Source organism: Clostridium omnivorum, from assembly GCF_026012015.1.
In the GTDB taxonomy this organism is placed as follows: domain Bacteria; phylum Bacillota; class Clostridia; order Clostridiales; family Clostridiaceae; genus Clostridium_AX; species Clostridium_AX omnivorum.
The window spans coordinates 728,235-753,103 of the sequence record NZ_BRXR01000001.1 but is presented as its reverse complement, the minus strand read 5'-3'; the positions used below and the strand labels follow the sequence as shown (position 1 = coordinate 753,103).

Genomic DNA, 24,869 nt, shown 5'->3' with positions numbered 1-24,869 from the left:
GGATGAAATATAGTAGTCTTCCACGTATGCCTTACGTTATAAAGGCAGGATATGTTTGTATCTGCAATGAGAAGAAGCCTTTAGCTTTTTAAATTTAGGTGGCACAGCGCTAATTACGCCCTATGGTTATATAACCATAGGGCTTTTTTATGTGAAATAATATTAATATTTATGGAGGAATAGATATGGAAGAAAAAAAGAAAGTAATATTTAGTGGAATTCAGCCTTCAGGTCAGCTGACCTTGGGTAACTATTTGGGAGCCATTAAGAATTGGGTAAAACTACAGGAGGAATATGATTGCTACTTTTGTGTTGTGGATTTACATGCTATTACAGTTAAACAGGAGCCAAAAGATTTAAGAACACGAACCTTAGAAGTTATGTCTATCTATATGGCTGCAGGCATTGACCCTGAAAAGAATACCATCTTTATACAATCACATGTACCTGCTCACAGTGAAGCGGCATGGCTTTTAAACTGCTACAGCTACATGGGAGAACTGGGAAGAATGACTCAATATAAGGACAAATCTCAAAAATATGGAGAATCAATAGCGTCAGGATTATTTAACTATCCAGTGTTAATGGCTGCGGATATTCTTCTCTATCAAACTGATTTAGTACCTGTAGGCAGCGATCAAAAACAGCACTTAGAGCTTGCTAGAGATTTAGCTCAAAGGTTTAACAATCTTTATAGTGAAACTTTTGTAGTTCCAGATCCTTATATATCAAAAACAGGTGCAAAAATAATGGATTTACAGGATCCAACAAAGAAGATGTCAAAGTCAGATGATAATCCAAATAGCTTTATTTTAATAATGGATCCACCAGAAGTAATTAGAAAAAAGGTATCTAGAGCTGTAACTGATAGTATAGGAGCTGTAAAATATACTGATGAGCAGCCTGGAGTTAAAAATCTAATGACAATATTAAGCACCATAACAGGAGAATCCTTTGAAGAAATAGAGAAAAAATATGAGGGTCAAGGATATGCTCAGTTTAAAAAAGATGTGGCAGAAGCAATAGTGGCAGAACTTGAACCAATTCAAATCAAGGTAAAAGAACTTGTTGCAAATAAAGCATACTTAGAGAGTATATATAAGGCTGGTGCAGAAAAAGCCAATTATATAGCAAATAAAACCTTAAGAAAGATGCAAAAGAAGATTGGATTTATACCTGTGTCTAAATAAAAATAATCATTAGCTTAATAACAAATAAAAATAGTTTTTTAGAAAACCGCAGAATGTAGGGGAATTTTGGCCATATATTCTGTGGTTTTTATATTATATAGAAATAGCAGTATATGGTGTAAAATGGTATAATTACATATAGATGTTAGATAAGATAAATTAAGATATTTGAAATAAAAGTGGGGGAATTAAATTGATAAATAAGAGTTTTATAAAAGTGAAATCTTCCTTTGGACAAGAAATTGAAAATCTTTATTTTACACATTCCTCAAAAGCTAATTCAATAGTTATTCTATTTCCTGGCTCAGATTATAGCTGTGATAGGCCAATACTGCACTATGCAAGAAAAGTAGCGTTATTATCAGGATGTGATGTACTTAGCTTAGAATATGGAAGCTTTAATAGTAGTAAGGAAACCTTAGATGATTTCTTGGATAGAATTATTAAGGAATCATACGAAGCTGTTCAATCATGTTTAGCTAATACATATGAAAATATATATTTTATAAGTAAAAGTTTAGGCACTATTGTTGCTGGTGAAATTAGTGAACTAATAGGATATAAAAAGGCCAATAATTTGTTTCTTACACCTATAAAGGATACAGAGAAGTATATTATGAAATCTAGCTGCAGCATTGTTGTAGGAACTAATGATAAATTTTTTAGCAGAAAGGATGTAGATGATATAGAAAATCCTAATGTAGATATACATATCATTGAAGGGGCAGTTCATTCACTTGAAGTAGATGATTATATTAAAAGCATACAAATATTAAATGATGTTACTAAAATATGCGCTGACTTTGTAAAGCATGATAGGTAAAGGAGAGAACAGATGGATTTTGATTTTAAAAAGTGTGGAAATTTAGTTTATATAAAGAAGCCTAAATTTGAAGAATTAAATTATGTAGCAGAATTATGGTCTGATATCAAAACAATGACGGATGTTGGTGGAGTTGTACCATTTCCCGTTGAAAAAAGAAAAGCATGGTATGAAAAGATGGTGAACCCAACTGATGGCAAGAATTTTTATTGCTTAATTTACACTTTAGATAATGTTCCAGTTGGAGAAGTAAGCTTTCATAGGTTTGATAAAGTAGAAGGTAAAGCAGATTTTAATGTTAAAGTTCAAAGTAAATATAGATCAAAAGGATATGCAAAGGAAGCAATTCAGCTTCTTTTAGGTTACTATTTTTTTGATTTTGGTGGACAAGTTATTTGGGATGATGTAATAAATGAAAAAGGACAAAAGGCACTCCGGAATTTCGGATTTAACATTGTATCAAATACTGATAGTCAGATTTTATTTACAATGACAAAAGATAGGTTTGAAGAGATATTAAATGATAAAGGACTACAACAAGAAAAGTCATGTGGTGCAGTCATCTATAGGAAGAAAGATGAACATACTGAGTTTTTATTAATTGAAAGTAAAGATAATAGCTATTGGGGATTTCCCAAAGGACACGTGGAAGAAAAGGAAAGTGAAATTGATACAGCAATAAGAGAAGTATATGAAGAAACAGGACTTAATATTGAAATAGATGATGGATTTAGTCTTGAAACAGAATACTTTATATCAATTGATATATTAAAGAAGGTAGTGTACTTTATTGGAGAAGCTGAAGATGAGCCTGTGAAAATCCAAACAGAGGAAGTTGAAGATTATAAATGGGTTCAATATAGTGATGCTATGGATTTATTAACCTATGAAAGTTCAAAAAAGCTTTTAGAAGCAGTAAAAGAATATCTAGGTAGATGAGCAACACTATATAAATATATAGGAAAGAAGGGGGAAAAGTTTATGGTAAAACGTTGTGTAATGATATTTCCGCATTTTGATAATATTAAAATAATTGATGATATAAGAAGAAAGTATGATCCACTTGCAGAACATGTAAGACCTCATATTACTTTGGTATTTCCATTTGAAAGTGATATGGAAACAGATAAATTAGAAGAGCATATAGAAGCTGTGATTTCAGATATTAAGCCATTTTCTGTTACTCTTAGTGGAATTACTCCTTCAAAGTCATTTGGAAACTACTTATTTTTAAACATAAGAGACGGTTATAATAATATAGTTTTAATGCATAAAAGAATATATACGGGAATATTGGAAGAGTTTTATCCAGTATGGTTAAAAAATGCTGAATTTATGCCTCATATGACTGTTGGTAATATGAGTGATATAAAGGAGTTTAGTAGGGCTGTAGTAGAAACTAGCAGTATAGATGAAGTGTTTGAAACCACTGTGCATACTATAAGTGTTGAGATAATTGGTGAAAATGAAGATTCCATTATTGAATTAAACATTCCGCTGGGAGAAAATTATATAGAATAAAAGTATATAACTAGGTATATATTTATATAGTTATATATTTACATAGAAAGGAGAATAAATGTGAATAAAGCAAAGGCATATTCAATGATACAAGCTTTATTAGCTGCAGCACTATTTGGTGCTAGTGCTCCTCTTTCTAAAATTCTTTTAGGTCATATAGAACCTATTCCACTTGCCGCTTTTTTATATTTGGGTAGTGGGGTTGGTATGATCTTATATAGGTTAGCAATAAAAATTATAAAAAAGAATAAAGATAATGAGGCACCATTAATAAAAAAGGATTATCCATGGCTACTCGGTGCAGTAATCTTTGGGGGGGTTATAGCTCCTATTATTTTGATGTATTCTTTAAAGATAACACCAGCTTCAACTGCTGCTCTGCTGCTCAATTTTGAGAGCATAGCTACTACAATAATAGCTGCAGGTGTATTTAAAGAAGCTATAGGCAAAAGGAGTTTAATGGCAATATTATTTATTACAGCAGCAAGTATAATTTTGTCATGGGATTTTAGTAATCAGTGGGGGCTATCTATTGGTACCTTAGGAATTTTAGCAGCGTGTATATGTTGGGGAATAGATAATAATTTTACTAGAAACATTTCCTCAAAAAATCCATTTACTATTGTTACTATCAAAGGATTTGGAGCAGGATTTTTTTCTCTTATACTAACGCTTATTACAGGAAGTATGTTCCCCAGCATTGAGACAGTAGTAAAAGCTATGCTTCTTGGTTGCTTTAGTTATGGCTTCAGCATAGTATTATTTGTGCTTGCAATGAGAAATTTAGGCAGTGCTAGAACATCAGCCTTATTTGGAACTTCACCTTTTATAGGAGTAATTTTGGCATTTATATTACTACGAGAAATACCAACGGTAATGTTTTTGGTTTCTCTTCCTATAATGATTTTTGGAACAGTTCTTTTGTTAAAAGAAGAACATTGTCATAAACATATACATGAAGCAACCATACATGAACACAGACACTGCCATGAGGATAATCATCATGACCATGTGCATTTGCCAGGTGAAATACCTGCAAATGGATATCACTCGCACGTACATGAACATAAAGAAATAGAGCATGAGCACCAGCATATGCCGGACATTCACCATAGGCATACTCATTGAGGCAATAAAAAATCATCTAAAGCTGCATTTTATAAATTAAAGGGCTTCAGATGATTTTTTTACATAAATTATGTTATCTAGGTTCAGGCACTATAATTACTTCGGTAGGAAAATTCTTAGGACTTTCCCCAAGTGCGTAAATGGTATAGTAGCTGTTAGGATTAAGACTAACATTAGATGTTGATAATACTGGGGTTGTAGTTTTAGCAGGTGCAATGCCAAAGCTGTAGCTTCCTGAAGGAATACACGCGTAATCAGTGATGAATTTATAGCCTACACTATTAAATATTTTAGTACCATTTGATAAAAGAACATCTATTTCAGGAGAGTCAGGGGATAGGTTAATAAATCTAATACATGGCCTTCCAAAGCTTTGAGCAGAGACTGGCTCTGGAATAGTATATAAGCTTAAATTTGGGTATTTATCAACAATAGCTACATTGAAAATTGTATTTGGTGGAATATAAACTTCTGATGTAAGCACAGGATTGGTATCTTTGCCTGCAGGATATACTTTTATAATATAATTGCCAACTGGTGCAGGAACATATTGAGTAAGCTGTTTATAGTTAAGATTTTTTGCTATAAGAGTATCATTTGCATAAACATATAGTGCTGGAGAATTTGGTGAGGTATTGAAAAATCGGACATAAGAATTTGGTTGTGGTGCTCTAATGGAATTTGATATAAAATCATCATATGGACTATGATACATAATACTTAACTCCTTTAAATAGTTAATCAGTATTATAATATGAATAAAAATAAAAGAGGTGAACTAAATGATTTTTGAGAATTTAAGGCTAATTGGAGAAAGGCTTAATAGAGATGGTATCTTGTGGGCAGTGGGAGCGTCTGTTATGCTTAATCAGTATGGGTTAGTAGATAGACCTAATGATATAGATCTTATGGTGGATATTAATGATATAGATAAAGTGGATTGTATATTGAAAGAACTAGGAAATAAGAAGTATCGGGAGAAAGTAGAAGAATACGCTACAGAATATTTTTATGAATATGTTATTAACGGTAGTGATGTAGATGTTATGGCCGGCTTAACCATAAATTTTTGCGATGGCAGCTATAGATACATATTTGATAAAAGCTCCATAGCAAGAATAGTAGATATTGATGGTGTGGATATCCCACTAACATCTTTAGAAGATTGGTACGTTCTGTACCAAGTAATACCTAATAGAGAAAAGAAAGTGGTTATGATTGAAAATTATTTAAAAGATAATGGAATTACAAGAATTGATTTATTAAAAAGAGCACTTACAAGGGAGCTGCCAATAGAGGTCAGAGAGAGAATTGAAAAACTAATTGAGTCTAACTACAAATGTTGATAAAAGGTAAATAATATATGTATTAAATGTAAAATTAAGTATAATCATTTGCCAAAATATTGTTATAAGTATAAAATATAAACTATGTAAAAAAATTAATTTGAATTTATTTTATTGGAAAGGATGAAAGCAAATGAAGGTTCTAGTTACAGGAGGAGCAGGATATATTGGAAGTACAGTATGCTCAGCTTTATTAGACAGAGGGCATGAGCCGGTTATACTGGATTCCCTAGTTACTGGTAGAGAAGAATTTACGAAAAATAGAATTTTTTATAAGGGAGATATAGCAGATAAAGAAATTTTAGAAAGAATATTCAAAGATCATCCAGACATAAAACATGCTATTCATTTTGCTGCGTTAATTGTTGTTCCTGATTCAGTATCAAATCCATATGGCTATTATACTGAAAATGTAGCGAAGTCATTGGAACTATTTAAAAATTTAAATAGATTAGGTTGCAAAAACATTATTTTTAGCTCCTCAGCATCAATATATGATGATGTGGATAACTTTATGGTAACTGAAAAGTCTCCATTGAATCCTAGAAGTCCATATGCAAGAACTAAATTTATGATGGAAATGATATTAAAAGACTTTTGTGATGCTTATGATATGAAAGGGATTGCTTTAAGATACTTTAATCCAATAGGAGCAGATCCAAATATGAGATCTGGGGTACATGTGAAGTTTCCATCCCATGTGCTTGGAAAGCTTGTAGATACAGCACTTGGAAGAAATCCAGTGTTCCAAATTACTGGAGTAAATTGGCCTACTCGTGATGGTTCCGGAATTAGAGATTATATCCATGTATGGGATTTAGCAAAGGCTCACGTAAAAGCTATAGAGAATTTTGAAGAAGCTTTTAAGAAGTCTGAAAATCCAGATGGACATTATTTAGTTATAAATCTTGGAACAGGAAATGGTGTAACAGTAAAAGAGTTAGTTAGTGCTTTCGAAAAAGTTTATAATCAAAAAATAAACAAGGAAGAAACTGATCCGAGACCAGGGGATGTTGCTGGTTCCTATTGTAATGCAGATACTGCATTAAAGCTTCTTGGATGGAGAGCTGAAAAAAGCATTGAAGATGGAATTTCGGATGCCCTTAAATGGGGGGAAATAAGAGAAAATATTATTAAATACTAATAAAAAGCTGATATTCATAGAATATCAGCTTTTTAAATAATGTCTATTCACATAGCTAATAAATAGTGTTAGTGCATAATCGTATACTAAGAATACAAATTGAAAAATAAATATGGCAAGTGGAATTGCTATATTTATTTTTAGAAGCCCTGCGAAGAAAACTCTATATATTAAAAATATTAAAGCAATGGAAACATTAAAAAATAGAATCTTTAATAATATCTCTATAGGCAGTTTTCTCAGCTTCTCAATATAATATTTTGCAAAGCCGTATAATCCAAAAAACAAAATGTAAGTTATGACACCGCCTTTAAATCCAATAAGAAGAAGGCATAATATACAGGTAGCTCCATATACTACAATACTATTTTTTATATTAGTCCATATAATGGACAAAGGAATAATGCAGGAAGCTACTCCAAGTAAATATATTTTGCTAGTTGGAGCTACGTTGCTAAGATAAATAAAAATTACTCCTAAGGCAGTTAAAAGACCACCTCTTGCAATATTTGAAGATTTACTCATAATATCATTCCTATTCTTTCAGATTATTAACAGCAGGAGATTAAATCTCCTCCACAGCATTCACACAAGCTGTCCGCACACCATAGTGTTGCACATATGTTGCACCAGTCATTATCCCTGTCATTTCTAGTATAATAAGCCTGTCTATAACCATTATTTCTGTTTCTAAGCTGATTATAAGTATCTTGATACTCTCTATTTGAAGGGTTTAGATTACATGCATTTGATATATAGTTAAATGCATTGTCATTCCAGCCTTTTCTTAAATATAATACTCCCATAAGATAATTCCACTCTGCATCTCTTACTGTAATCCTATTAAGTCTTTCTTCAGCAGCATTTAGATTTCCATTTTGTAAATCTCTTCTTATGTCGTTATATATAGTGCTGCTGTTTGAATCATAGTTATTATTGGTATAGCTATTAGTATTACTATAACTAGAGCTATCACTAGTATTTTTCATAAGATAATCATATGCTTCATTTACTTCCCTTAGCTTTTCTTCAGCTAAATCTTTTAATGGATTATCACCGTATTGATCAGGATGATATTTTTTAACCATTTCTCTATATGCCTTTTTTATGTCATCCTTTGAGGCACCTTCTTTAATTTCAAGAATTTCATATGGATTTCTCATACTCATTTACACTCCTTTTAAAAACTTTGTCCATTTTTTCCATTAATCCAAACTGTAATATATTTTTTATAATATCTTCGTTCTTTTTAAGATCCATGCCTTCTAATGATTCATAACAATTTGCAGCACAGGAAACTAACAAAAAATCTACTCGGCTTTCAATATTATCATAGAATTCATTATAAGGAAGGTTACTGCTATTATATGCAGCATTAAGTGCATTAAATTTATTCTTTTGAATATCCTTTTCTAAGTCATCAAATGCATCAATAATATAAATCCATTTACCTAAGTTATAGCCTAACCAATATAGCTTATCTTTATATGTTTCATTAAAACTTGATAGGATTATACCTGTAAGTTCTGCAAAAGGATTACTAAGTTCATCGATATTTTTTCCTGTGGCATTCTTTTCAAGGAAATAGAGTTCCTTTAGCTTTTCTTCAATTTTAATTTGAAGTGAGCTTAAGTTTACAGGAACTTTATCAATATAGCTTTTCAATATAGAGGAATAAGCTTTGCTTTTAATGGAATTGTCATCCCATACATCATCCAGCAGCTTATAATAAGCTAATGAAACATTACAAAAGGCTGCATAGTCAATAGCATTATTATTTATAATAACTACTTTTTTACCAGTGGGGTGTACAACACAGCCTTGATTTTCAAATTCGCACTTTTTATCCTGAAAGGAATCCAATAATATAGCTAAAAAGGTCATATCATAATTTAAAGTCATCCTAGGTATATTACCATAGTTTTTCTTTATAGATTTGCATAGACCGCAGTAGTATGCTTTAAATTTCTCAAAATCTTTAACTTTAAGTTCCATTTTACAAGGAGTTACATATCCAAACATTACAAGCCTTTAACTCCCTTATCATCTAATAATTCATAAATTGTTTTTGAAGTGGTATCCTTCATAGAATAACCAAGCAGGTGTACTATCTCTTTTATCTCTTCTTCATTATCTGATTCTAGCTCAATATATGGAAAGGGACAAAAACTTTTATCATTAATATCTATTTCAATTAAAGTGTTTTTATATCTATAACTTTCTCTGTATTTTTTTATAGATTGAATAAGTTCTAAGCCAAGAGATAAAAATATCTTTTTACCTTCTTCAGCATTACTTATTTCAATTTCGTGTTCATCCATTATTTTATACTTTTCCTGGCTTACTAAGGTTTTAGTAGTCATATAGTAATGGGAATAACCGTGAAGAAGATCTTCAACTTCTCGTATTCTTGCATACCCATTTTTAGATAAAAGTCTTTTATCAGTAAAATCAAATATATTGTTTATTTGGTTTTCTACTTTGACTTTTTCTGTACCTAGACTAAGAAGTTTTTCTCTTATATCGTCTACATCTATGTCAATTATTCTTGTTTCGATTTCCTGCATGTCCTTCACCTCTAAGTTTTACATTAGTAATTATTATAACATATGACAAAAGTAAATTTAAACAATATATTGTAAATTAAGAAAAAATTAAGCTATATATTTTTTATCTAAAAATTTACCTAAATTTTTGGTTATTATGTTAACTAAAATAAAGGTCAAGAATGCTCAAATATATGTTATAATATATGTTAAAATGCACTAGTATTTAGGAGGAAAAACATGGACAACTTTTATGAGCAGTTAGTGACTACATTTAAAACAACTAAATATAAAATGGCGAACAGTGGTGTATATGTATTTTTAGTTTTAGGATTTCTTGCTATGATTTTAGGAAGTGTTATACCCAGTCTTTTACTTTTAGCTTTATCTGGTGGATTATTTATATTAAAGAAAAAACTATTTGTAGAATATGAATATGAATTTACAAATGGGGATATAGATATTGATAAAATATTAGAAATGAAAAAGAGAACTAGAGTAATTAGCTTTAATATAAAAGAAGTAGAACTCATAGCACCTGAAAACAGCACCTACGTAAAGGATTTTTCCAACAAACCTGAAAAAGTATTGAATTTTTATCCAAGCACTGCTAATACACAAATTTATGTTGCTATGGTTACAGGCGGGAATGAGAGAGTACAAATAAGGTTTGTACCAGATGAAAAGTTTCTAAATTTATGTTATAAATACAATCCTAGAGCAATTAAACGTTCCTAAATAAATGATTTAAACTAATATTTTTTTATAATTATATAGTGTACAATAAAAGTTTTGTACACTATATGTACTTATTAAAACCTGTATTAGCATAAAGTAAACGGTTAATTAAGATGGGGGATAAATATGAAAATAAAAAAGATAATATACTTTTTAGTTTTGTGTATTGTGAGTACACTTTTTTTTGGATGCACAAGGCAAACGGTTGCACAAAATGATGGCTATGAAGGAAGAGTATTTTATGAAATTTTTGTTAGGTCTTTTAAGGATAGTAATGGAGATGGAAAGGGAGATATAAAAGGAATAACTCAAAAGCTTGATTACATAAAAGGCTTGGGAGTTAAGGGGATATGGCTAACTCCTATAAATTCTAGTCCATCCTATCACGGATATGATGTGTCGGATTATTATAAAATTAATCCTGAGTATGGAACTATGGATGATTTTAAAGAGCTAATAAAAGAGGCACATAAAGAAGGAATTATGGTACTTATGGATTTAGTTATGAACCACACAAGCTTAGAAAATCAATGGTTTAAAGAAGCTTCTAAGGATAAAAACAGTAAGTTTAGGGATTATTACATTTGGGCAGATAAGAATACAGATGTAAATGAAATGTCTTCTATAAATACTTTTCCATGGACTAAGCTTAATGATGACTATTATTATTCTATTTTCTGGAGCGGAATGCCGGATTTAAACTATGATAACAGTGCTGTTCGTGATGAAATGAAAAAGGTTGCTAAATTTTATTTGGATATGGGTGTTGATGGGTTTAGACTAGATGCTGCAATGCACATCTATAAAGAAAGCGATAAGAATGTACAGTGGTGGAAAGAATTTAATGATTATGTAAAAGCTCAGAATAAAAATGCTGTACTTTTAGGGGAAGTATGGAGCAATACAAAAACTATAGCACCATACTTTAAAGGGTTAGACTCTACTTTTAACTTTCCTTTAGGAGATGCGATAATAAACATGGTGAACAGTTCAAATGGCCTCTTGGTGTCTGAACAGATAAAAAGCGCTTATGAGTACTACGATAAGTTCAATAAAAATTATATAGATAGTCCTTTTTTAACAAACCATGATATGGACAGGGTAGCTAACAAATGCAATGGTGATTCAGATAAAATGAAAAAGGCAGCAGCCATTTTATTAACATTGCCTGGTACTCCATTCATATATTATGGAGAAGAAACTGGTATGATGGGTGGAAAACCAGATGAAAAAATAAGAGAACCTTTTATATGGGATAATAAAGATAAAGCACAAAATACATCCTGGGAACCCATAAATAATGTAGTTGACGATGTAGCAGTAAATATAGAGCAGTCAAATAAAGGTTCAATTTTAAATTTTTATAAGCAGATGATAGCAATTAGAAATAATAGCGAAGTTTTAAAGCATGGAAATTTTGGAACGATTGAATCAGATGAAGCAAGCGTATTTGCCTTTAAAAGAACCTTAAATAATGATAGCGTATATGTACTAATTAATTTAGGGGATAAAAGTGTGAAGCAATCTATAGATTTAAAAAATGCAAAGGTTATTTATTCAAATAAAAGAAAAGATAAAAAACTTAAATTTAATGGCAATGTGAATTTAATAGATGGTGAAATATTAATAATAGAAAAATAAATTAGTTTGCATGATAGGATTATTTACTTATAAGACTATCATGCTATTTTTATTGACATTTTATAATTTTATATTAAAATTAATTAAGAATTTAGCTTATAGTGGAAGGTGAAGCGCATTGGAATACATTAAGGAAATTACTATAAATGAGGCAGTACTACACATATTGGACAATAGCTCTGAAGAGCCTTTATTAAATGAATTCTATTTAGATCTAAATGAGGAGACATACAAGTTTTTACTAAGACATATAGAAAGATGTTTAAAAGATGAAGAACTAAAATATGCCTGTTTCAATCCAGAACGGAATATTGTTAAAGAATTATCTCAGGAATATTTAAATGGAATGAACAATTTGTTAGAAGTTTCAAAAGAACTTTCAAGGCAAATGTTTATTCTAATGAAGTCAAAAGGAAGTATACCATCCTGTGATTTACTTATTGTTTCTATTTCAACAGAATTTGGACCAATGCTTGGAATACTTAAGCTGGATTATATTAAAAATTATACTCATAGTGTTGATTTTCAAGATAATAAAATAGATATTAACATTATTCCACAAGTAACAGGACTTCCAGTAAGTTCTCAAAAGATTCAAAAATGTGCTTTTATAAAGCCTATTCGAGAAGAGCAGGAATTTAATCTTATGGTTATTGATAAATCAAATAATAAAGATAAAGAGGAATATGGAACCAATTATTTTATTACTAGTTATCTTGGATGTAGTGTTGTTAATAATGAAAGAGATATGACAAGAAATTTTGTAAGTGCTGCAGAAAATTGGACACGAGATAGGCTTAGTGAAGATGCTGACAGTGCTGAAAAACTTAGAAGTACAATTAAAAAAAGGCTTAAAGAAGATGAACATATAGATGTTAAGGCGCTTTCAGAAGATTTATTTAAAGAGGAACATCAGACAAAGCAGGATTTTATTGAATTTGTAGCAGCTCATGGTGTTGAAGAACAAGTACCCGTTGATAAGGCTTGGGTTGAGAAGAAACTTAAGAGGGTTAGATTAAAGATAGATAAGGATATAGATTTATATATCAATGAAGAAACCTATAACGATAATGAACGCATGGAAATTCAGAGAAATGGGGATGGATCTATAAATATTGTAATAAAACATGTAATAAATTATATAGAAAAATAAACCGCTATATTAAGCGGTTTATTTTTTAAATGAAATTAATATATTCTAATTGGGGTTAGAATGTATTATAGCAATGCTTCTCCTGGTTCCCAATCTACTGGGCATAATCCACCTGCCTGTAGTGCTTGGAGTACTCTAAGAGTTTCATCTACGCTTCTACCAATATTCAAATCGTGAACTACAGAATATCTAATTAATCCATCAGGGTCAATTATAAATAGGCCTCTTAAAGCTATGCCTTCTTCCTCTATAAGAACGCCGTAGTCACGAGCAACATTCTTTGTAATATCTGAAGCTATTGGAAAATTGATCTTTCCAAGCCCACCCTTTTCAGTTTCAAGATTAATCCATGCTTTATGAGAATGTTCACTATCAATACTTACAGCTAATAAATCTGCCCCAAGCTTCTTAAATTCCTCAGCTCTTTTACTGTATCCAGTAATTTCTGTTGGGCATACAAATGTAAAGTCTAGAGGATAGAAGAACATTACCAGCCATTTTCCTTTATAATCATCAAGTTTTGCTTCTCCAAAACCTGATCCGTCACCAATTGCTGTAGTCATTTTAAAACTTGGTGCTGCCTTACCAACAAATCTTTCCATTACAATAATCCTCCTTTTATTTAAACAAATATATTTATCTTTTATTAATATAATGTGAGTTGTATGTATAATCAATATTAATTAATAATTATTATTGATTATGTATTAATTGTATAGCTGCTTTCCAGTTTTGTCAATATTTAATTTGCATTTTTTTATAATTATTTTATAGATAATACATTTGTAAAATAAAAAAGAGGATAACTTAATCAAGTTATCCTCTCTAGGCTTTTAAAGTGTATTTCCAGAGCCTAATACATCTTTAATTTTGTTTTCAACTAACTCTTGAATAGCAGTTCTTGCAGCACCCATGTATTTTCTAGGGTCAAATTCTTTTGGATTCTCTGCTAAGAACTTTCTAAGAATACCTGTCATTGCAAGCCTTAAATCAGTGTCCATATTTATTTTACATACAGCCATTGATGAAGCTTTTCTAAGCATATCTAAAGGTACTCCCTTAGCTCCTGCTATGTTTCCTCCAAATTGATTACACATTTCAACATATTTTGGATCTACAGCAGAGGCACCATGAAGAACTATTGGGAAGCCAGGTAATCTACTTTGGATATCTTCAAGAATATCAAATCTCAATTTAGCTTCTCCAGCGAATTTATAAGCACCATGGCTTGTTCCTATGGCAATAGCTAAAGAATCAACACCGGTCCTTTTTACAAAATCTTCAGCTTGACTCGGATCAGTATATTTGCTGTGTTCAACAGAAACCTCATCTTCTACGCCAGCAAGTTGTCCAAGTTCTGCCTCAACTACAACTCCTCTAGCATGGGCATATTCAACTACTTCCTTAGTTAATCTAACATTTTCTTCATATTCATAATGTGAACCATCAAACATTACTGATGTAAAACCATTTTCTATAGCAAGCTTAACTATATCTAGATTAGCACCATGATCAAGATGAAGAGCTATATCTATACCAGTTTCTTCTGAAGCTGCTTCTACCATATGCCTTAAATATTTAGCTCCTGCAAATTTAATTGCACTGGAGGACACTTGTAATATTACTGGTGAATTTTGAGCTTTAGCTCCATTTACAACGCCTTGGATTATTTCCATATCATTAATGTTAAATGCTCCAATTGCATACCCGCCTTTATAGGCTTTTTTAAACATTTCCTTGGTAGTAACTAATGCCATTTTTATTCCACCTTTCAATAAATATAATATGGATATTGAAGGTCACACAGACACAGCAGTATCCAATTGTGTCACATTATATTATACTAAAGTTTTTCATAGGTTAGCATAATTTAACTGACACTGCTTAAAACTTTAGAAAAAGACTTAAAATAGTAATCAATAATGTAACACAATAGGCTAAATAGTATATTCTAATTATATATATATTTTATAAAAGTTACACAAATAATACAAGTGTTTATTAAAAAATGTTTTGAATAGTTATCTTTTCCATGTTTTTTACATGGTTCAAGAAAAAATTAAGCACCCGTACGCTGGCTAGTGCTTCATCCTTACTGTCTTCCTTAATATATTGAGGTATCTTTGAAAGTTCAGTCTCAATATTATCAATTTCTTGGTGGTTTACAAAAATAGATATAGATTCTGAATACTTTTTCCACTTCTTTGTTAGACTTTGTGAAGTATCATAGGCTTTCTTCATATTATCTTCATTTATATAGGATTCTATATTACTTGTGATATCTTCTAAGTCCTTACATACCTTATTTAAATATAGAATAGAAAAAATCATCCCGACAATCATTATTACAAAAATGCCTAGGGAAATAATTATTTTTTTCATTTATTTGATCCTCCATTATTTTTTAATTGATAATAGAATTTTCCTTTTGAATCTATTAATGCTATGAATACTCTACTGGAAGACGGGACGTTATTCTTTTTTAATTGACTTTCAAGCCAGGACTGATTTTTACCTATAATATTTAAATTGTTTTTATTAATATTTCCATCCAAAATTAAAGTTACAGGAAGCTGATCTTGGGAGTATTTTATATTTAGATCATCTTTAGAAGGAAAAGTTAGGCCTGTTTTCGGTATTATGGATAGTTGACCACTTGTTTCTAGTATGGCATATTGGATGTCTTCTAAGTTATAATATCCTTGTAGTCTAATTTCTTCCATTAAGTCATTAATATTATATCTTTGCTCTTTTAACTGCTGTATATCTATTATTCCATTTTTAATTAGAATACTAGGTTTGCCGCAAAAAACTACTCTAGCCTTCTCACTTTTCAGCTGTAATACAGATATTATAACTTGAAGAGCTAATAAGGTTATTATTGGTATTACACCGTGAAACAGTGGAATCCTGTTATCTTGCATAGGAAGTGAGGCAAGTTCTGATATCATAATTGCTATTACAAGCTCAAAAGGCTGCAGTTGCCCTATTTGACGTTTTCCCATAATTCTCATTGTAAACACAACTACGAAATACAGTATCATTGTTCTAATTAGAGATATAAACATAAAATCACTCCTTTAATAAATACTATTTACCATAAGAAGATAAATACAGCGTATATTTTTTGTAAAAATAATAAAAATTATGAGTAAAAAAAGTAGAATTTTCTTCAAATAAAAATATAATAATAAATATCCAAGTTATTATTAAGTTTTTAATGACAAAGATATTTTAGGGGGTTATTCCATGGAAAAATTTAAATTGCTATTAAAGGATGGTAGAGAATTTGATGTTGAAAAGGGTAAGTGTATACATGAAATTATAAAGGAATTTAGCTTGGAGAATGAATTACCAGTAGTGCTGAGTAAAATTGATAACAAATACGTTGAGCTCACCTCCAATTTAGAAAGTGGAGGAACTTTTCAAGTTGTAGATATTAGCAGCAATATGGGGATGAGAACCTATATAAGAACTCTACAATATGTTTTCATAAAGGCTGTGATGGATTTATATCCTGAAGCCGTTATAACGCTAGAACACTCTTTAAGTAAGGGTATATTTGGTGAAATCCACAAGGCTACGCCACTGAATTGTGATGAAATAGAGAAAATAAAGATAAGAATGCAGGAGCTTATAGATAGAGATATTCCAATTAAAAAGATATCTGTTACTAAGGATGAAGCTGTTGAAATTTTTACTAGGTATAATATGAAAGATAAGCTTGGGCTTTTAAGGCATGTCACAGCAGATAATGTAAAGCTATATGAGCTGGATGGCAGATATGATTATTTTTATGGTTCAATGGCATTTTCCACTGGAGTATTAAAGTATTTTGATCTAATGTGCTATCAATCTGGGTTTATACTAAGACATCCTTCAGAAGAAAATCCAACAGTAATTCCAAAGTTTGTTGAGAGAAAGAAGCTTTCAAAAATTTTTTATGAAACGGAACAATGGGGTAATATACTTGGAGTTGGAGATGTAGGGTCTTTAAATGATAAGGTAGTAAGTGGCGAAATAGTGAATCTAATTAGAGTTGCAGAGGCCTTCCATGAAAAGAAAATTGCTTATATAGCAGATATGATAAACGACAGAAAAGAAACTAAGCTGGTTCTTATAGCTGGACCATCTTCATCAGGAAAAACAACCTTTGCGAGAAGGCTGGGGATTCAACTGGAAGCTAATGGTTTAATACCTATTCCAATTTCATTAGATGACTATTTTGTTGATAGAGAAAAAACACCTAAGGATGAAAATGGAGAATATGATTTTGAATCTATCTATGCTCTTGATTTAGAACTGTTTAACAGGAATTTAGAGCAAATTTTAAAAGGGGAAGAAGTGAATATTCCTACCTTTAATTTTAAGAGCGGCACAAGGGAATGGAATGGAGATAAAATAAAGCTTCCGAAGAATGGTGTTCTAATAATAGAAGGTATTCATGGGCTTAATGAAATGCTGACAACTTCAATACCTAAGGAGAATAAATTTAAAATATACATCAGTGCTCTTACTCAATTAAACTTAGATGACCATAATAGAATTGCTACTACTGATGTTAGGATACTAAGGAGAATAGTGAGAGACTATTTATCTAGAGGATATGGCGGGGAGCAGACTTTAAAGATGTGGCCATCTATTAGAAGAGGAGAAGAAAAAAATATATTCGTATTTCAAGAGGAAGCTGATGTTATGTTTAACTCCACTTTAGTGTATGAATTATGTGTACTTAAAAAGTTTGCCTTGGAGGAGTTAAATAAAATAGGACCAGAAAGCCCAGCATATTACGAGGCTTTACGCTTAAGGAGCTTCTTAAATTTCTTTAAGGAAGTAGATACAAAATATGTGCCTGATATATCAATATTAAGAGAATTTATTGGTGGAAGTTTCTTTTACAAATATTAAAAAACTGCAGTGCCTTAATTTTTATTTAAGGGCACTGCAGTTTTTTTTGCAAAGCTATGTGGAAAATTTATGAAGAATTTCCTTAAAAAATTAAGAATTTTTTATGAAGTAATAGTAAAACTAAAAAAAGCGAGATTAAAAGAAGAAGGTGGTATATTTGACAGTTGCCTCTCAAGTAAAACAAACTCTTAATGGTTTAAAGAGTATAGAAGCAAGCTTAAGGACTTATTCAATAAAGTCCCAGAGTAAAGAGTCAAAAGCAGTTTATAGTGAAGCCCTAAAAACTACAAATCAGATAGTTAAGGATGTTGAAAAACGAGTAAAAACATTGGAATCTCAAGAGCCGCAGTATAAAGGGAAATAGGTGATAATAATGAAAGGTGCTTTAATTATTTTTTTAAGGTCTTTAATTCTGTTTTTTTTGACTTTAATCCTTACTAGAATTATGGGAAAAAAAAATATTTCAAAGATGACTTCCTTCAATTTAATTAATTATATAGTCATTGCTATTATTGCCTGTTTGACATCCTTGAATGTAATAACAAATTTTGCTTTTGGATTAATGGCATTGCTTATTTGGAGCTTAATACCAATAGCTTTAGATTATGCGGCTATGAAGAGCAAAAAAATAAATGACTTAATAAATGGTAAAGAAACTATATTAATAAAAGAAGGAAAGGTAATGGAGGATAACTTAAAACAGGTTAAACTTTCTGGGGGAGAGCTTCTAAAGGGCCTTCGCGATAAAAATATTTTTGCTATATCTGAAGTTGAATTTGCTGTTATGGAGCACACAGGGGATATAAATGTTCTTTTAAAGTCAGATCAAAAACCGCTTAGTCCAAAGGATATGGGGCAGAAGGTATCACCTAAAATAGAAACTCAAACAGTTATATTAGACGGCAGTGTAATAAATGAAGCTTTAAATAATTTGGGGCTTAGCCAAGGTTGGCTTAATGAACAGCTGTCAAATATAGGAGTATCGTTAGATAATGTGTTCGTAGGTCAAGTTGATTCAAATGGTGAATTATATGTAGATTTATTTGATGATTTAATTCAAATGCCTAAGCCTCAGGATAGAGAATTGCTTTATGCAAGCATAGAAAAGTGTCAAGCTGACCTTGAAACTTATTCCATGGAATGCAATAATGCTGAAGCAAAGGCTATGTATAGGAAAAATGCAGCAAAATTAAAGCAGGTTATGGATAAATTGCAGCCTTATCTACTTAAATAAATGATTGGAGGATAGCCATGTCAGATAAAAAGAAGAAAAAATTGACTCCAATGCAGCAGGAATATCAAGCTTTTGCGAAAGAAAGAGAACCTAAAAGACCAATTGCAGTAAATTGTTTGCGTGCTTTTTTAGTTGGAGGTCTTATATGTACCTTTGGCCAAGGACTACAAATGATTTTTATAAAATATTTTAATTTTAGTGAACAAACAGCAGGCAATCCTACTGCTGCAGTTTTAATAATAATATCTGTGCTTTTAACTGGACTGGGAGTATACGACCACATTGGACAATGGGCAGGTGCAGGAACTGCTGTTCCTGTGACAGGATTTGCAAATTCAATTGCTTCAGCTGCTATTGAACATAGAAGTGAGGGCTTTGTACTTGGAGTAGGAGGAAATATGTTTAAGCTTGCTGGTTCAGTTATAGCATTTGGTGTTTTTTCAGCTTTTGTTGTTGCTATAGTGAAGCTCACATTACAGTGGTTAGGTGGGATGTAAATGAGAATAGGTCATCAATCTTTGAAATTTAAAAGCCAGCCTAAAATAATAGCATCTTCTGCAGTGGTCGGACCCTTTGAGGGAGCAGGAGAATTAGCTAATGATTTTGATATAGTTCATGATGATATCTGGCTAGGACAGAATAGCTTTGAAAAAGCAGAAAAAAAGCTTTTAGAAGAAGCATGTGATACAGCTATAAAAAAGAGCAATATAAAAAAAGAAGATATAAATTTTTTCGTAAGCGGGGATTTAATGAATCAGATTATTTCAAGTAGCTTTACTGCTAGAACATTGGCAATACCATACTTTGGAGTGTTTGGTGCATGTTCAAGCTCTATGGAAGGACTTGCGTTAGCTTCTATATTAGTTGAAAGTGGAGCTGCTGATTATGTAGTAGCCGGGGCATGCAGTCACAATGCCTCTGCTGAAAAACAGTATAGGTATCCAACTGAATATGGAGGGCAAAAGCCACCTACCGCTCAGTGGACAGTTACTGGTGCAGGGGCTGGGATAATAGCAAGAAATGGAGCTGGACCAAAGGTTACTTCTGCAACTATTGGAAAGGTTGTAGATATGGGACTATCAGATCCATTTAATATGGGAAGCGCAATGGCTCCTGCAGCGGTGGATACATTAGAAGCACATTTTAGGGATTTGGAAATACAACCTGATTATTATGATTTTATAGCTACTGGCGATTTAGGTGCGGTTGGGCATAAAATAGCATGGGACTTATTAGAAAAGCATGGAGTAAATATGCCGCCGGATATATTTAATGATTGTGGACTAATGATTTATAAGCCAACTCAACCGGTATTTTCGGGAGGAAGCGGCTGTGGATGTTCCGCTGCTGTTACCTATGGACATATCATGAAAAGAATAAGAAATGGGGAGCTTAAAAAAGTACTTATAGTTGCAACAGGTGCATTGCTTTCACCTATGTCATATCAACAGAAGGAAAGCATACCTTGTATTGCTCATGCGGTATCAATAGAAATGTAGCTATAAGAAGATTAAAACACTGAAAGCTTGTTAGTCTATCAGCACAGATAAGGAATCCAGGAGGGTAAAATGGGAAAATTCATATGGGCATTTATTATAGGTGGAGGAATATGTGTTATAGGACAATTAATGATGGATGTTTTTAAGCTTACACCTGCTCATACTACTTGTACTCTAGTAGTAATAGGTGCGATTCTTGGAGGGATCGGATTATATGACCCTCTTATTAAATTTGCAGGTGCTGGTGCATCTATTCCAATAAGTAGCTTTGGGAATTCCTTGGTAAAGGGAGCTTTAGAGGAAGCAAGTAGATATGGAATAATAGGCGTACTTACTGGTATTTTTGAAGTAACTAGTGCCGGTATTTCTGCAGCTATAATATTTGGATTTATAGCGTCAATAGTATTTAGACCTAAGGGTTAGTTAGTAAAGGAGGTGAAAAATATGACAGTAGGAACTCAAATGCAGCAGGCAATTGCTGGAATTCAAAGTGCAGCAGCAACAATGAAAACTTTTGCTCTTGAAACAGAAGATAAGACTGCTAAAGCGGATTTTCAAGACATAGCATGTAAGCTTGATGATGCTTTAAAGGTTTTAGAAGGCAGACAAAAGTATATAGAAGAACAAGAACCTCAATATAGCCAAAAATAATATATTTAATACCATAAATTCTTTGTGAAACCTTTGTATTCAACATACAGAGGTTTTTATTTTTGTAAGCAAATACCTTTGCAAATTGGTGCATAATCATGTACATTATATTATAGGGAAGTTTCCACATTAATATAGTTAAATATACAACAATAGACATATTAATACAATTTATATAAGGTGGTGCAATAATGAGAAAATATAGTGCCTTTGATATAATTGGACCTGCAATGATAGGACCTTCAAGTTCACATACCGCAGGTGCGGCGCGACTTGGGAAAGTAGCTAGAACTATTGCAGGTTATGACATAAAGAGTGTTAAATTCTTGCTTCATGGATCTTTTGCAATGACTTATAAAGGACATGGTACAGATAGGGCTTTAGCAGCTGGTATTCTTGGGATGGATCCATGCGATGAAAGGCTTAGAGATGCATTAGAAATTGCAAAAAGTTTAGATGTAAAATTAGAATTTATTGGGTCAGATCTTGGAGATGTTCACCCTAATACGGTAAAGTTTATTATAACTAAGGATGATGATTCAGTTGTAGAAATTATGGGTTCATCAATTGGTGGAGGAAATATTATTATTACTGAGATTGATGGTGATCCATTAGAATTTACCGGACAATATCCTACTCTATTAATAAAGCATAGAGATATTCCGGGAATGGTATCTAAAGTTACAACTTTAATGTATGAAAATAATATTAACATTGCATTTATGAGAGTTTTTAGAAGCAGCAAGGGAGAACAGGCAACTATGATGTTTGAAACAGACAATATTATACCTCAGTCTGTTGTAGGTAAGATGTCAAGTTTAGCGCAGATAAACAGTATTAGAATTGTAAATCCTGTAACAGAAATATAGGGGGGAGAAGCAGTGTTTGTGAATACAGCAAAGGAATTAATTGATATTTGCAGCAAAGAAAATTTAACTATCTGGGAATATACGCTTAGAGAAGAAATTAAAGAAACTGGCTTAGATAGAGAAGAAATTTGGAACAAGATGAAAAAGAACTTAAAGATAATGAAAGAAGCTTCAGAGTATGGACTTAGACACAAAGTTACTTCTGTAAGCGGAATCATAGGTGGAGATGCCTATAGACTTCAAAAATATATTGTAAGGGATAATTCCTTATGCGGAAACTTTATGATGAAAGCAATGGCAAGAGCTATTTCCTGTTCAGAGGTAAATGCTGCTATGGGAAGAATAGTTGCTACACCTACTGCAGGTTCATGCGGAGTACTTCCTGCAACTGTAATTACAGCAGGTGAAAAACTTTATAAATCAGAGGATGAATTAGTTCAGGCTCTATTTACAGCTGCTGGAGTAGGAATATTAATAGCTAAAAATGCTACAATTTCAGGAGCAGAAGGAGGATGTCAGGCAGAAGTAGGGGCAGCATCAGCGATGGCAGCAGCAGCCACTGTAGAAATGATGGGTGGTACAGTTCAAATGGCATTTAATGCTGCAGCAATAGTAATAAAGAATATATTAGGTCTGGTTTGCGACCCAATAGCAGGGTTAGTTGAGGCTCCTTGTGCAAAGCGAAATGCATCAGGAACAGTTAGTGCTCTTACTGTAGCAGATATGGCAATGGCTGGAGTAAAAAGTGTAATTCCATTTGATGAGGTAGTAGATGCTATGTATAGAGTTGGAAAGCAGCTGCCATGTGAGTTAAGAGAAACTGCATTAGGTGGACTCGCTACAACTCCAACCGGGATAGAAATAAGAAAAAAGGTTTTAGGGCAATAAAATATAGAAAAAAGAATCATGATGGCAAACTGCTGATTATGGTTCTTTTATTTTGCCCATAAAAGTAACTGTAACATATTAATGGGTGATGAATAGATTATTAAAGAGATTAAGATAAAAAATGTGCAGGTGTATTATGAAAAAGACGTATCTGTTCTTAATACTATCTATGATTTTAACTTTTATAAGCACACCATATAATATTTTAAACACTGTGCTGTATTCTCTAGCTGTTATTCCCTTAGCTATTTTGCTTGGAGATTTTACTTCTGAAATATCGCAATATATAGGAGATAAGAAAGGCGGTCTTCTAGCGGCCACCATTGGGAATTTTCCTGAACTAATGATGGGCTTGTGGTCCATTCAATTAGGTATGATTCCAATGGTGAAATCCGCATTAATTGGTTCTATAATAAGCAATATGCTTTTAGTACTTGGAATTTCAATATTCTTTGGAGGAATTAAATATAGAGATCAAAAATTTAACAAGATTGTTGCAAGAACCAATTTCAATATGCTGCTGCTTGCAATGTCAGCATTAGTAGTTATGGCTTCTCTCAATAGGTATGCTAATCTTAAAAATTCAGTTATGATATCCATAAGCCTAAAGGTTTCTTTAGTATTAGTATTAATTTATGTTTTAGGTCTTATTTTTTCTCTTTATACGCATAGCAATCTTTTTATAGTTAGTGAGGATAAGGAAGAACTTGGAGAGGATAAAAGTAAAAGTCCTAAATTTATTGTAATCGGCCTAATATTATGCTCCATAATATTATTTTTTTTAAGCGAAAGGCTCATTACAAGTATGAAAGAATTAATAAATACCTATAATGTATCTCAAGAGTTTTTAGGAATAATACTGATACCTATACTGGGGAATATTGGTGAAAATGTTTCTGCGATAATGAGTGCCTTAAAAAATAAGGTGAACCTAAGTCTTGAAATAGCCATAGGTTCAAGTATACAAATCTCTTTATTTGTTACTCCTCTATTAGTTATGTTTGCTTATTTTTCTGGAGTACCAATGACCTTTATATTTTCAACTTTTCAAATTATTATAAGTATAATTGCAGTAGGGATGTCTTTCTTTGTATTTCAAGATGGTAAAACCTATTGGCTTGAAGGAGCTATTTTGATTGCAATATATATAATGATTACCTTGGCATATTATCATATATCCTAGTATTTTAAGAATAAATAGTTAAAATGCAAAATATAAATATTATGACATCAAAATTAAAGGGTGATTAAGTGGGACGAAGAAAACTTATTCAAGAATACTATGCTGATTTGAATAATTTAGTGCTGCTTTTAAATTCACTTACGAATTCCTATAGATTGCTTATTGGAGGAGCGGATGAATTAAACAAAATTGCCATAGCAAAAAAAAAGGATGTTAAGGAAGCAATAGAAAGAGCAGAAGAAGTAGGGGAGATAATAGACAGAATAATTATCGTACTAGATAGCGCAGCCTGTACTTATACAGATTACTGTAATGTAAAAGCTGAAGTTATAAAATGTAAGCTAGAAGCAAAACATATATTAACTGAAATTGATGAAGAGTTAAAATTGGAAGATTAAAAACCTCTG

General features: G+C 31.8%; 30 protein-coding genes and 1 other annotated feature (1 of these 31 only partly in view). Of the genes, 21 read left to right on the top strand and 9 right to left on the bottom strand.

The features are described 5' to 3' along the window. Window positions 1–126 (top strand) — a binding site (T-box leader) (it extends 108 nt beyond the left edge of the window). 59 nt (window positions 127–185) lie between these two features. From trpS to bsdE14_RS03460, 5 genes are all read left to right on the top strand, one after another. Then, entirely contained in the window at window positions 186–1,190 is a 1,005-nt protein-coding gene (gene trpS, locus bsdE14_RS03480) for a tryptophan--tRNA ligase (RefSeq protein ID WP_264848562.1), read from the top strand. A gap of 193 nt (window positions 1,191–1,383) precedes the next feature. Beyond that, the gene (locus bsdE14_RS03475) at window positions 1,384–2,013 is read left to right on the top strand and encodes an alpha/beta hydrolase (protein ID WP_264848561.1); all 630 of its coding nucleotides are present in this window, start codon (window positions 1,384–1,386) and stop codon (window positions 2,011–2,013) included. Between the two features lie 12 nt (window positions 2,014–2,025). Further along, window positions 2,026–2,952, top strand: coding sequence for a GNAT family N-acetyltransferase (locus tag bsdE14_RS03470; protein WP_264848560.1), 927 nt, complete (start codon window positions 2,026–2,028; stop codon window positions 2,950–2,952). 42 nt (window positions 2,953–2,994) lie between these two features. Next, entirely contained in the window at window positions 2,995–3,534 is a 540-nt protein-coding gene (locus bsdE14_RS03465; protein WP_264848559.1) for a 2'-5' RNA ligase family protein, read from the top strand. 60 nt (window positions 3,535–3,594) lie between these two features. After that, window positions 3,595–4,662 carry a DMT family transporter gene (locus bsdE14_RS03460; protein ID WP_264848558.1) on the top strand — a complete coding sequence of 356 codons (1,068 nt, stop codon included), beginning with the start codon at window positions 3,595–3,597 and terminating at the stop codon, window positions 4,660–4,662. Between the two features lie 73 nt (window positions 4,663–4,735). Here the strand turns inward: bsdE14_RS03460 and bsdE14_RS03455 are convergent, their stop codons facing one another. Continuing rightward, window positions 4,736–5,377, bottom strand: coding sequence for a DUF4397 domain-containing protein (locus bsdE14_RS03455; RefSeq protein WP_264848557.1), 642 nt, complete (start codon window positions 5,375–5,377; stop codon window positions 4,736–4,738). Between the two features lie 67 nt (window positions 5,378–5,444). Between bsdE14_RS03455 and bsdE14_RS03450 the strand changes: the two genes are divergently transcribed. Together bsdE14_RS03450 and galE are read left to right on the top strand one after the other, a co-directional pair. Further along, the gene (locus tag bsdE14_RS03450; protein WP_264848556.1) at window positions 5,445–6,008 is read left to right on the top strand and encodes a nucleotidyltransferase family protein; all 564 of its coding nucleotides are present in this window, start codon (window positions 5,445–5,447) and stop codon (window positions 6,006–6,008) included. A gap of 133 nt (window positions 6,009–6,141) precedes the next feature. Continuing rightward, window positions 6,142–7,152 carry a UDP-glucose 4-epimerase GalE gene (gene galE / locus bsdE14_RS03445; protein ID WP_264848555.1) on the top strand — a complete coding sequence of 337 codons (1,011 nt, stop codon included), beginning with the start codon at window positions 6,142–6,144 and terminating at the stop codon, window positions 7,150–7,152. A 24-nt stretch (window positions 7,153–7,176) separates the two neighbouring features. On the opposite strand, the gene bsdE14_RS03440 is transcribed toward galE, so the two are convergent. The 4 genes from bsdE14_RS03440 to bsdE14_RS03425 are packed head-to-tail and all read right to left on the bottom strand — an operon-like array spanning window position 7,177 to window position 9,719. Further along, window positions 7,177–7,677, bottom strand: coding sequence for a hypothetical protein (locus bsdE14_RS03440; RefSeq protein ID WP_264848554.1), 501 nt, complete (start codon window positions 7,675–7,677; stop codon window positions 7,177–7,179). A 26-nt stretch (window positions 7,678–7,703) separates the two neighbouring features. Further along, window positions 7,704–8,315 (bottom strand): J domain-containing protein, encoded by a 612-nt coding sequence (locus tag bsdE14_RS03435; RefSeq protein ID WP_264848553.1) that lies wholly within the window; start codon window positions 8,313–8,315, stop codon window positions 7,704–7,706. Further along, a complete protein-coding gene (locus bsdE14_RS03430) occupies window positions 8,299–9,174 on the bottom strand; it encodes a DUF5685 family protein (RefSeq protein ID WP_264848552.1) in 876 nt (291 codons plus the stop codon). Before bsdE14_RS03430 ends, bsdE14_RS03435 begins: the two co-directional genes overlap by 17 nt. Continuing rightward, window positions 9,174–9,719, bottom strand: a complete 546-nt coding sequence (locus tag bsdE14_RS03425) for a class IV adenylate cyclase (protein WP_264848551.1) — start codon at window positions 9,717–9,719, stop codon at window positions 9,174–9,176. The genes bsdE14_RS03430 and bsdE14_RS03425 overlap by 1 nt, the downstream gene beginning before the upstream one ends. Window positions 9,720–9,938: 219 nt before the next feature. Here bsdE14_RS03425 and bsdE14_RS03420 point away from each other — a divergent pair, with 219 nt between their 5' ends. The 3 genes from bsdE14_RS03420 to bsdE14_RS03410 all read left to right on the top strand — a co-directional run bounded on the left by bsdE14_RS03420 (window position 9,939) and on the right by bsdE14_RS03410 (window position 13,230). After that, on the top strand, window positions 9,939–10,436 hold the full coding sequence (locus bsdE14_RS03420; RefSeq protein WP_264848550.1) for a DUF6106 family protein: 498 nt from the start codon (window positions 9,939–9,941) through the stop codon (window positions 10,434–10,436). A gap of 126 nt (window positions 10,437–10,562) precedes the next feature. Next, entirely contained in the window at window positions 10,563–12,077 is a 1,515-nt protein-coding gene (locus bsdE14_RS03415; RefSeq protein ID WP_264848549.1) for an alpha-amylase family glycosyl hydrolase, read from the top strand. 118 nt (window positions 12,078–12,195) lie between these two features. Beyond that, window positions 12,196–13,230, top strand: a complete 1,035-nt coding sequence (locus tag bsdE14_RS03410) for a nucleoid-associated protein (protein WP_264848548.1) — start codon at window positions 12,196–12,198, stop codon at window positions 13,228–13,230. 65 nt (window positions 13,231–13,295) lie between these two features. Here the strand turns inward: bsdE14_RS03410 and bsdE14_RS03405 are convergent, their stop codons facing one another. The 4 genes from bsdE14_RS03405 to bsdE14_RS03390 form a co-directional block, all read right to left on the bottom strand. Beyond that, complete coding sequence (locus bsdE14_RS03405; protein ID WP_264848547.1) at window positions 13,296–13,832, bottom strand: peroxiredoxin; 537 nt, start codon at window positions 13,830–13,832, stop codon at window positions 13,296–13,298. A 231-nt stretch (window positions 13,833–14,063) separates the two neighbouring features. After that, window positions 14,064–14,987, bottom strand: a complete 924-nt coding sequence (fba, locus tag bsdE14_RS03400) for a class II fructose-1,6-bisphosphate aldolase (protein WP_264848546.1) — start codon at window positions 14,985–14,987, stop codon at window positions 14,064–14,066. A gap of 244 nt (window positions 14,988–15,231) precedes the next feature. Continuing rightward, entirely contained in the window at window positions 15,232–15,612 is a 381-nt protein-coding gene (locus tag bsdE14_RS03395) for a DUF4363 family protein (RefSeq protein WP_264848545.1), read from the bottom strand. Beyond that, complete coding sequence (locus tag bsdE14_RS03390; RefSeq protein WP_264848544.1) at window positions 15,609–16,298, bottom strand: DUF421 domain-containing protein; 690 nt, start codon at window positions 16,296–16,298, stop codon at window positions 15,609–15,611. The genes bsdE14_RS03395 and bsdE14_RS03390 overlap by 4 nt, the downstream gene beginning before the upstream one ends. Before the next feature lie 181 nt (window positions 16,299–16,479). Here bsdE14_RS03390 and bsdE14_RS03385 point away from each other — a divergent pair, with 181 nt between their 5' ends. The 11 genes from bsdE14_RS03385 to bsdE14_RS03335 all read left to right on the top strand — a co-directional run bounded on the left by bsdE14_RS03385 (window position 16,480) and on the right by bsdE14_RS03335 (window position 24,860). After that, the gene (locus bsdE14_RS03385) at window positions 16,480–18,138 is read left to right on the top strand and encodes a nucleoside kinase (protein ID WP_264848543.1); all 1,659 of its coding nucleotides are present in this window, start codon (window positions 16,480–16,482) and stop codon (window positions 18,136–18,138) included. 157 nt (window positions 18,139–18,295) lie between these two features. Further along, window positions 18,296–18,502 carry a DUF1657 domain-containing protein gene (locus bsdE14_RS03380; protein ID WP_264848541.1) on the top strand — a complete coding sequence of 69 codons (207 nt, stop codon included), beginning with the start codon at window positions 18,296–18,298 and terminating at the stop codon, window positions 18,500–18,502. A gap of 9 nt (window positions 18,503–18,511) precedes the next feature. After that, on the top strand, window positions 18,512–19,372 hold the full coding sequence (locus bsdE14_RS03375; RefSeq protein WP_264848540.1) for a DUF421 domain-containing protein: 861 nt from the start codon (window positions 18,512–18,514) through the stop codon (window positions 19,370–19,372). Window positions 19,373–19,389: 17 nt separating this feature from the next. Next, a complete protein-coding gene (gene spoVAC / locus bsdE14_RS03370; RefSeq protein WP_264848539.1) occupies window positions 19,390–19,869 on the top strand; it encodes a stage V sporulation protein AC in 480 nt (159 codons plus the stop codon). Continuing rightward, window positions 19,870–20,871 carry a stage V sporulation protein AD gene (spoVAD, locus tag bsdE14_RS03365; protein WP_264848538.1) on the top strand — a complete coding sequence of 334 codons (1,002 nt, stop codon included), beginning with the start codon at window positions 19,870–19,872 and terminating at the stop codon, window positions 20,869–20,871. A gap of 69 nt (window positions 20,872–20,940) precedes the next feature. Further along, window positions 20,941–21,294: a stage V sporulation protein AE gene (spoVAE, locus tag bsdE14_RS03360; protein WP_264848537.1), complete on the top strand. Its 354-nt coding sequence runs from the start codon at window positions 20,941–20,943 to the stop codon at window positions 21,292–21,294. A gap of 21 nt (window positions 21,295–21,315) precedes the next feature. Further along, complete coding sequence (locus bsdE14_RS03355) at window positions 21,316–21,522, top strand: DUF1657 domain-containing protein (RefSeq protein WP_264848536.1); 207 nt, start codon at window positions 21,316–21,318, stop codon at window positions 21,520–21,522. A 191-nt stretch (window positions 21,523–21,713) separates the two neighbouring features. Further along, complete coding sequence (sdaAB, locus tag bsdE14_RS03350; protein WP_264848535.1) at window positions 21,714–22,391, top strand: L-serine ammonia-lyase, iron-sulfur-dependent subunit beta; 678 nt, start codon at window positions 21,714–21,716, stop codon at window positions 22,389–22,391. 12 nt (window positions 22,392–22,403) lie between these two features. Beyond that, on the top strand, window positions 22,404–23,279 hold the full coding sequence (sdaAA, locus tag bsdE14_RS03345; RefSeq protein WP_264848534.1) for an L-serine ammonia-lyase, iron-sulfur-dependent, subunit alpha: 876 nt from the start codon (window positions 22,404–22,406) through the stop codon (window positions 23,277–23,279). Window positions 23,280–23,415: 136 nt separating this feature from the next. Further along, complete coding sequence (gene cax / locus bsdE14_RS03340) at window positions 23,416–24,462, top strand: calcium/proton exchanger (RefSeq protein ID WP_264848533.1); 1,047 nt, start codon at window positions 23,416–23,418, stop codon at window positions 24,460–24,462. A 68-nt stretch (window positions 24,463–24,530) separates the two neighbouring features. Beyond that, on the top strand, window positions 24,531–24,860 hold the full coding sequence (locus bsdE14_RS03335) for a hypothetical protein (RefSeq protein WP_264848532.1): 330 nt from the start codon (window positions 24,531–24,533) through the stop codon (window positions 24,858–24,860). The last annotated feature ends 9 nt before the right edge of the window (window positions 24,861–24,869 follow it).

Coding starts and splice junctions, on each gene's coding strand:
- trpS (WP_264848562.1), top strand. CDS start 186: ATGGAAGAAAAAAAGAAAGTAATATTTAGTGGAATTCAGCCTTCAGGT.
- bsdE14_RS03470 (WP_264848560.1), top strand. CDS start 2,026: ATGGATTTTGATTTTAAAAAGTGTGGAAATTTAGTTTATATAAAGAAG.
- bsdE14_RS03465 (WP_264848559.1), top strand. CDS start 2,995: ATGGTAAAACGTTGTGTAATGATATTTCCGCATTTTGATAATATTAAA.
- bsdE14_RS03455 (WP_264848557.1), bottom strand. CDS start 5,377: ATGTATCATAGTCCATATGATGATTTTATATCAAATTCCATTAGAGCA.
- bsdE14_RS03450 (WP_264848556.1), top strand. CDS start 5,445: ATGATTTTTGAGAATTTAAGGCTAATTGGAGAAAGGCTTAATAGAGAT.
- galE (WP_264848555.1), top strand. CDS start 6,142: ATGAAGGTTCTAGTTACAGGAGGAGCAGGATATATTGGAAGTACAGTA.
- bsdE14_RS03440 (WP_264848554.1), bottom strand. CDS start 7,677: ATGAGTAAATCTTCAAATATTGCAAGAGGTGGTCTTTTAACTGCCTTA.
- bsdE14_RS03435 (WP_264848553.1), bottom strand. CDS start 8,315: ATGAGAAATCCATATGAAATTCTTGAAATTAAAGAAGGTGCCTCAAAG.
- bsdE14_RS03430 (WP_264848552.1), bottom strand. CDS start 9,174: ATGTTTGGATATGTAACTCCTTGTAAAATGGAACTTAAAGTTAAAGAT.
- bsdE14_RS03425 (WP_264848551.1), bottom strand. CDS start 9,719: ATGCAGGAAATCGAAACAAGAATAATTGACATAGATGTAGACGATATA.
- bsdE14_RS03420 (WP_264848550.1), top strand. CDS start 9,939: ATGGACAACTTTTATGAGCAGTTAGTGACTACATTTAAAACAACTAAA.
- bsdE14_RS03415 (WP_264848549.1), top strand. CDS start 10,563: ATGAAAATAAAAAAGATAATATACTTTTTAGTTTTGTGTATTGTGAGT.
- bsdE14_RS03405 (WP_264848547.1), bottom strand. CDS start 13,832: ATGGAAAGATTTGTTGGTAAGGCAGCACCAAGTTTTAAAATGACTACA.
- fba (WP_264848546.1), bottom strand. CDS start 14,987: ATGGCATTAGTTACTACCAAGGAAATGTTTAAAAAAGCCTATAAAGGC.
- bsdE14_RS03395 (WP_264848545.1), bottom strand. CDS start 15,612: ATGAAAAAAATAATTATTTCCCTAGGCATTTTTGTAATAATGATTGTC.
- bsdE14_RS03390 (WP_264848544.1), bottom strand. CDS start 16,298: ATGTTTATATCTCTAATTAGAACAATGATACTGTATTTCGTAGTTGTG.
- bsdE14_RS03385 (WP_264848543.1), top strand. CDS start 16,480: ATGGAAAAATTTAAATTGCTATTAAAGGATGGTAGAGAATTTGATGTT.
- bsdE14_RS03375 (WP_264848540.1), top strand. CDS start 18,512: ATGAAAGGTGCTTTAATTATTTTTTTAAGGTCTTTAATTCTGTTTTTT.
- spoVAC (WP_264848539.1), top strand. CDS start 19,390: ATGTCAGATAAAAAGAAGAAAAAATTGACTCCAATGCAGCAGGAATAT.
- spoVAD (WP_264848538.1), top strand. CDS start 19,870: ATGAGAATAGGTCATCAATCTTTGAAATTTAAAAGCCAGCCTAAAATA.
- spoVAE (WP_264848537.1), top strand. CDS start 20,941: ATGGGAAAATTCATATGGGCATTTATTATAGGTGGAGGAATATGTGTT.
- bsdE14_RS03355 (WP_264848536.1), top strand. CDS start 21,316: ATGACAGTAGGAACTCAAATGCAGCAGGCAATTGCTGGAATTCAAAGT.
- sdaAB (WP_264848535.1), top strand. CDS start 21,714: ATGAGAAAATATAGTGCCTTTGATATAATTGGACCTGCAATGATAGGA.
- cax (WP_264848533.1), top strand. CDS start 23,416: ATGAAAAAGACGTATCTGTTCTTAATACTATCTATGATTTTAACTTTT.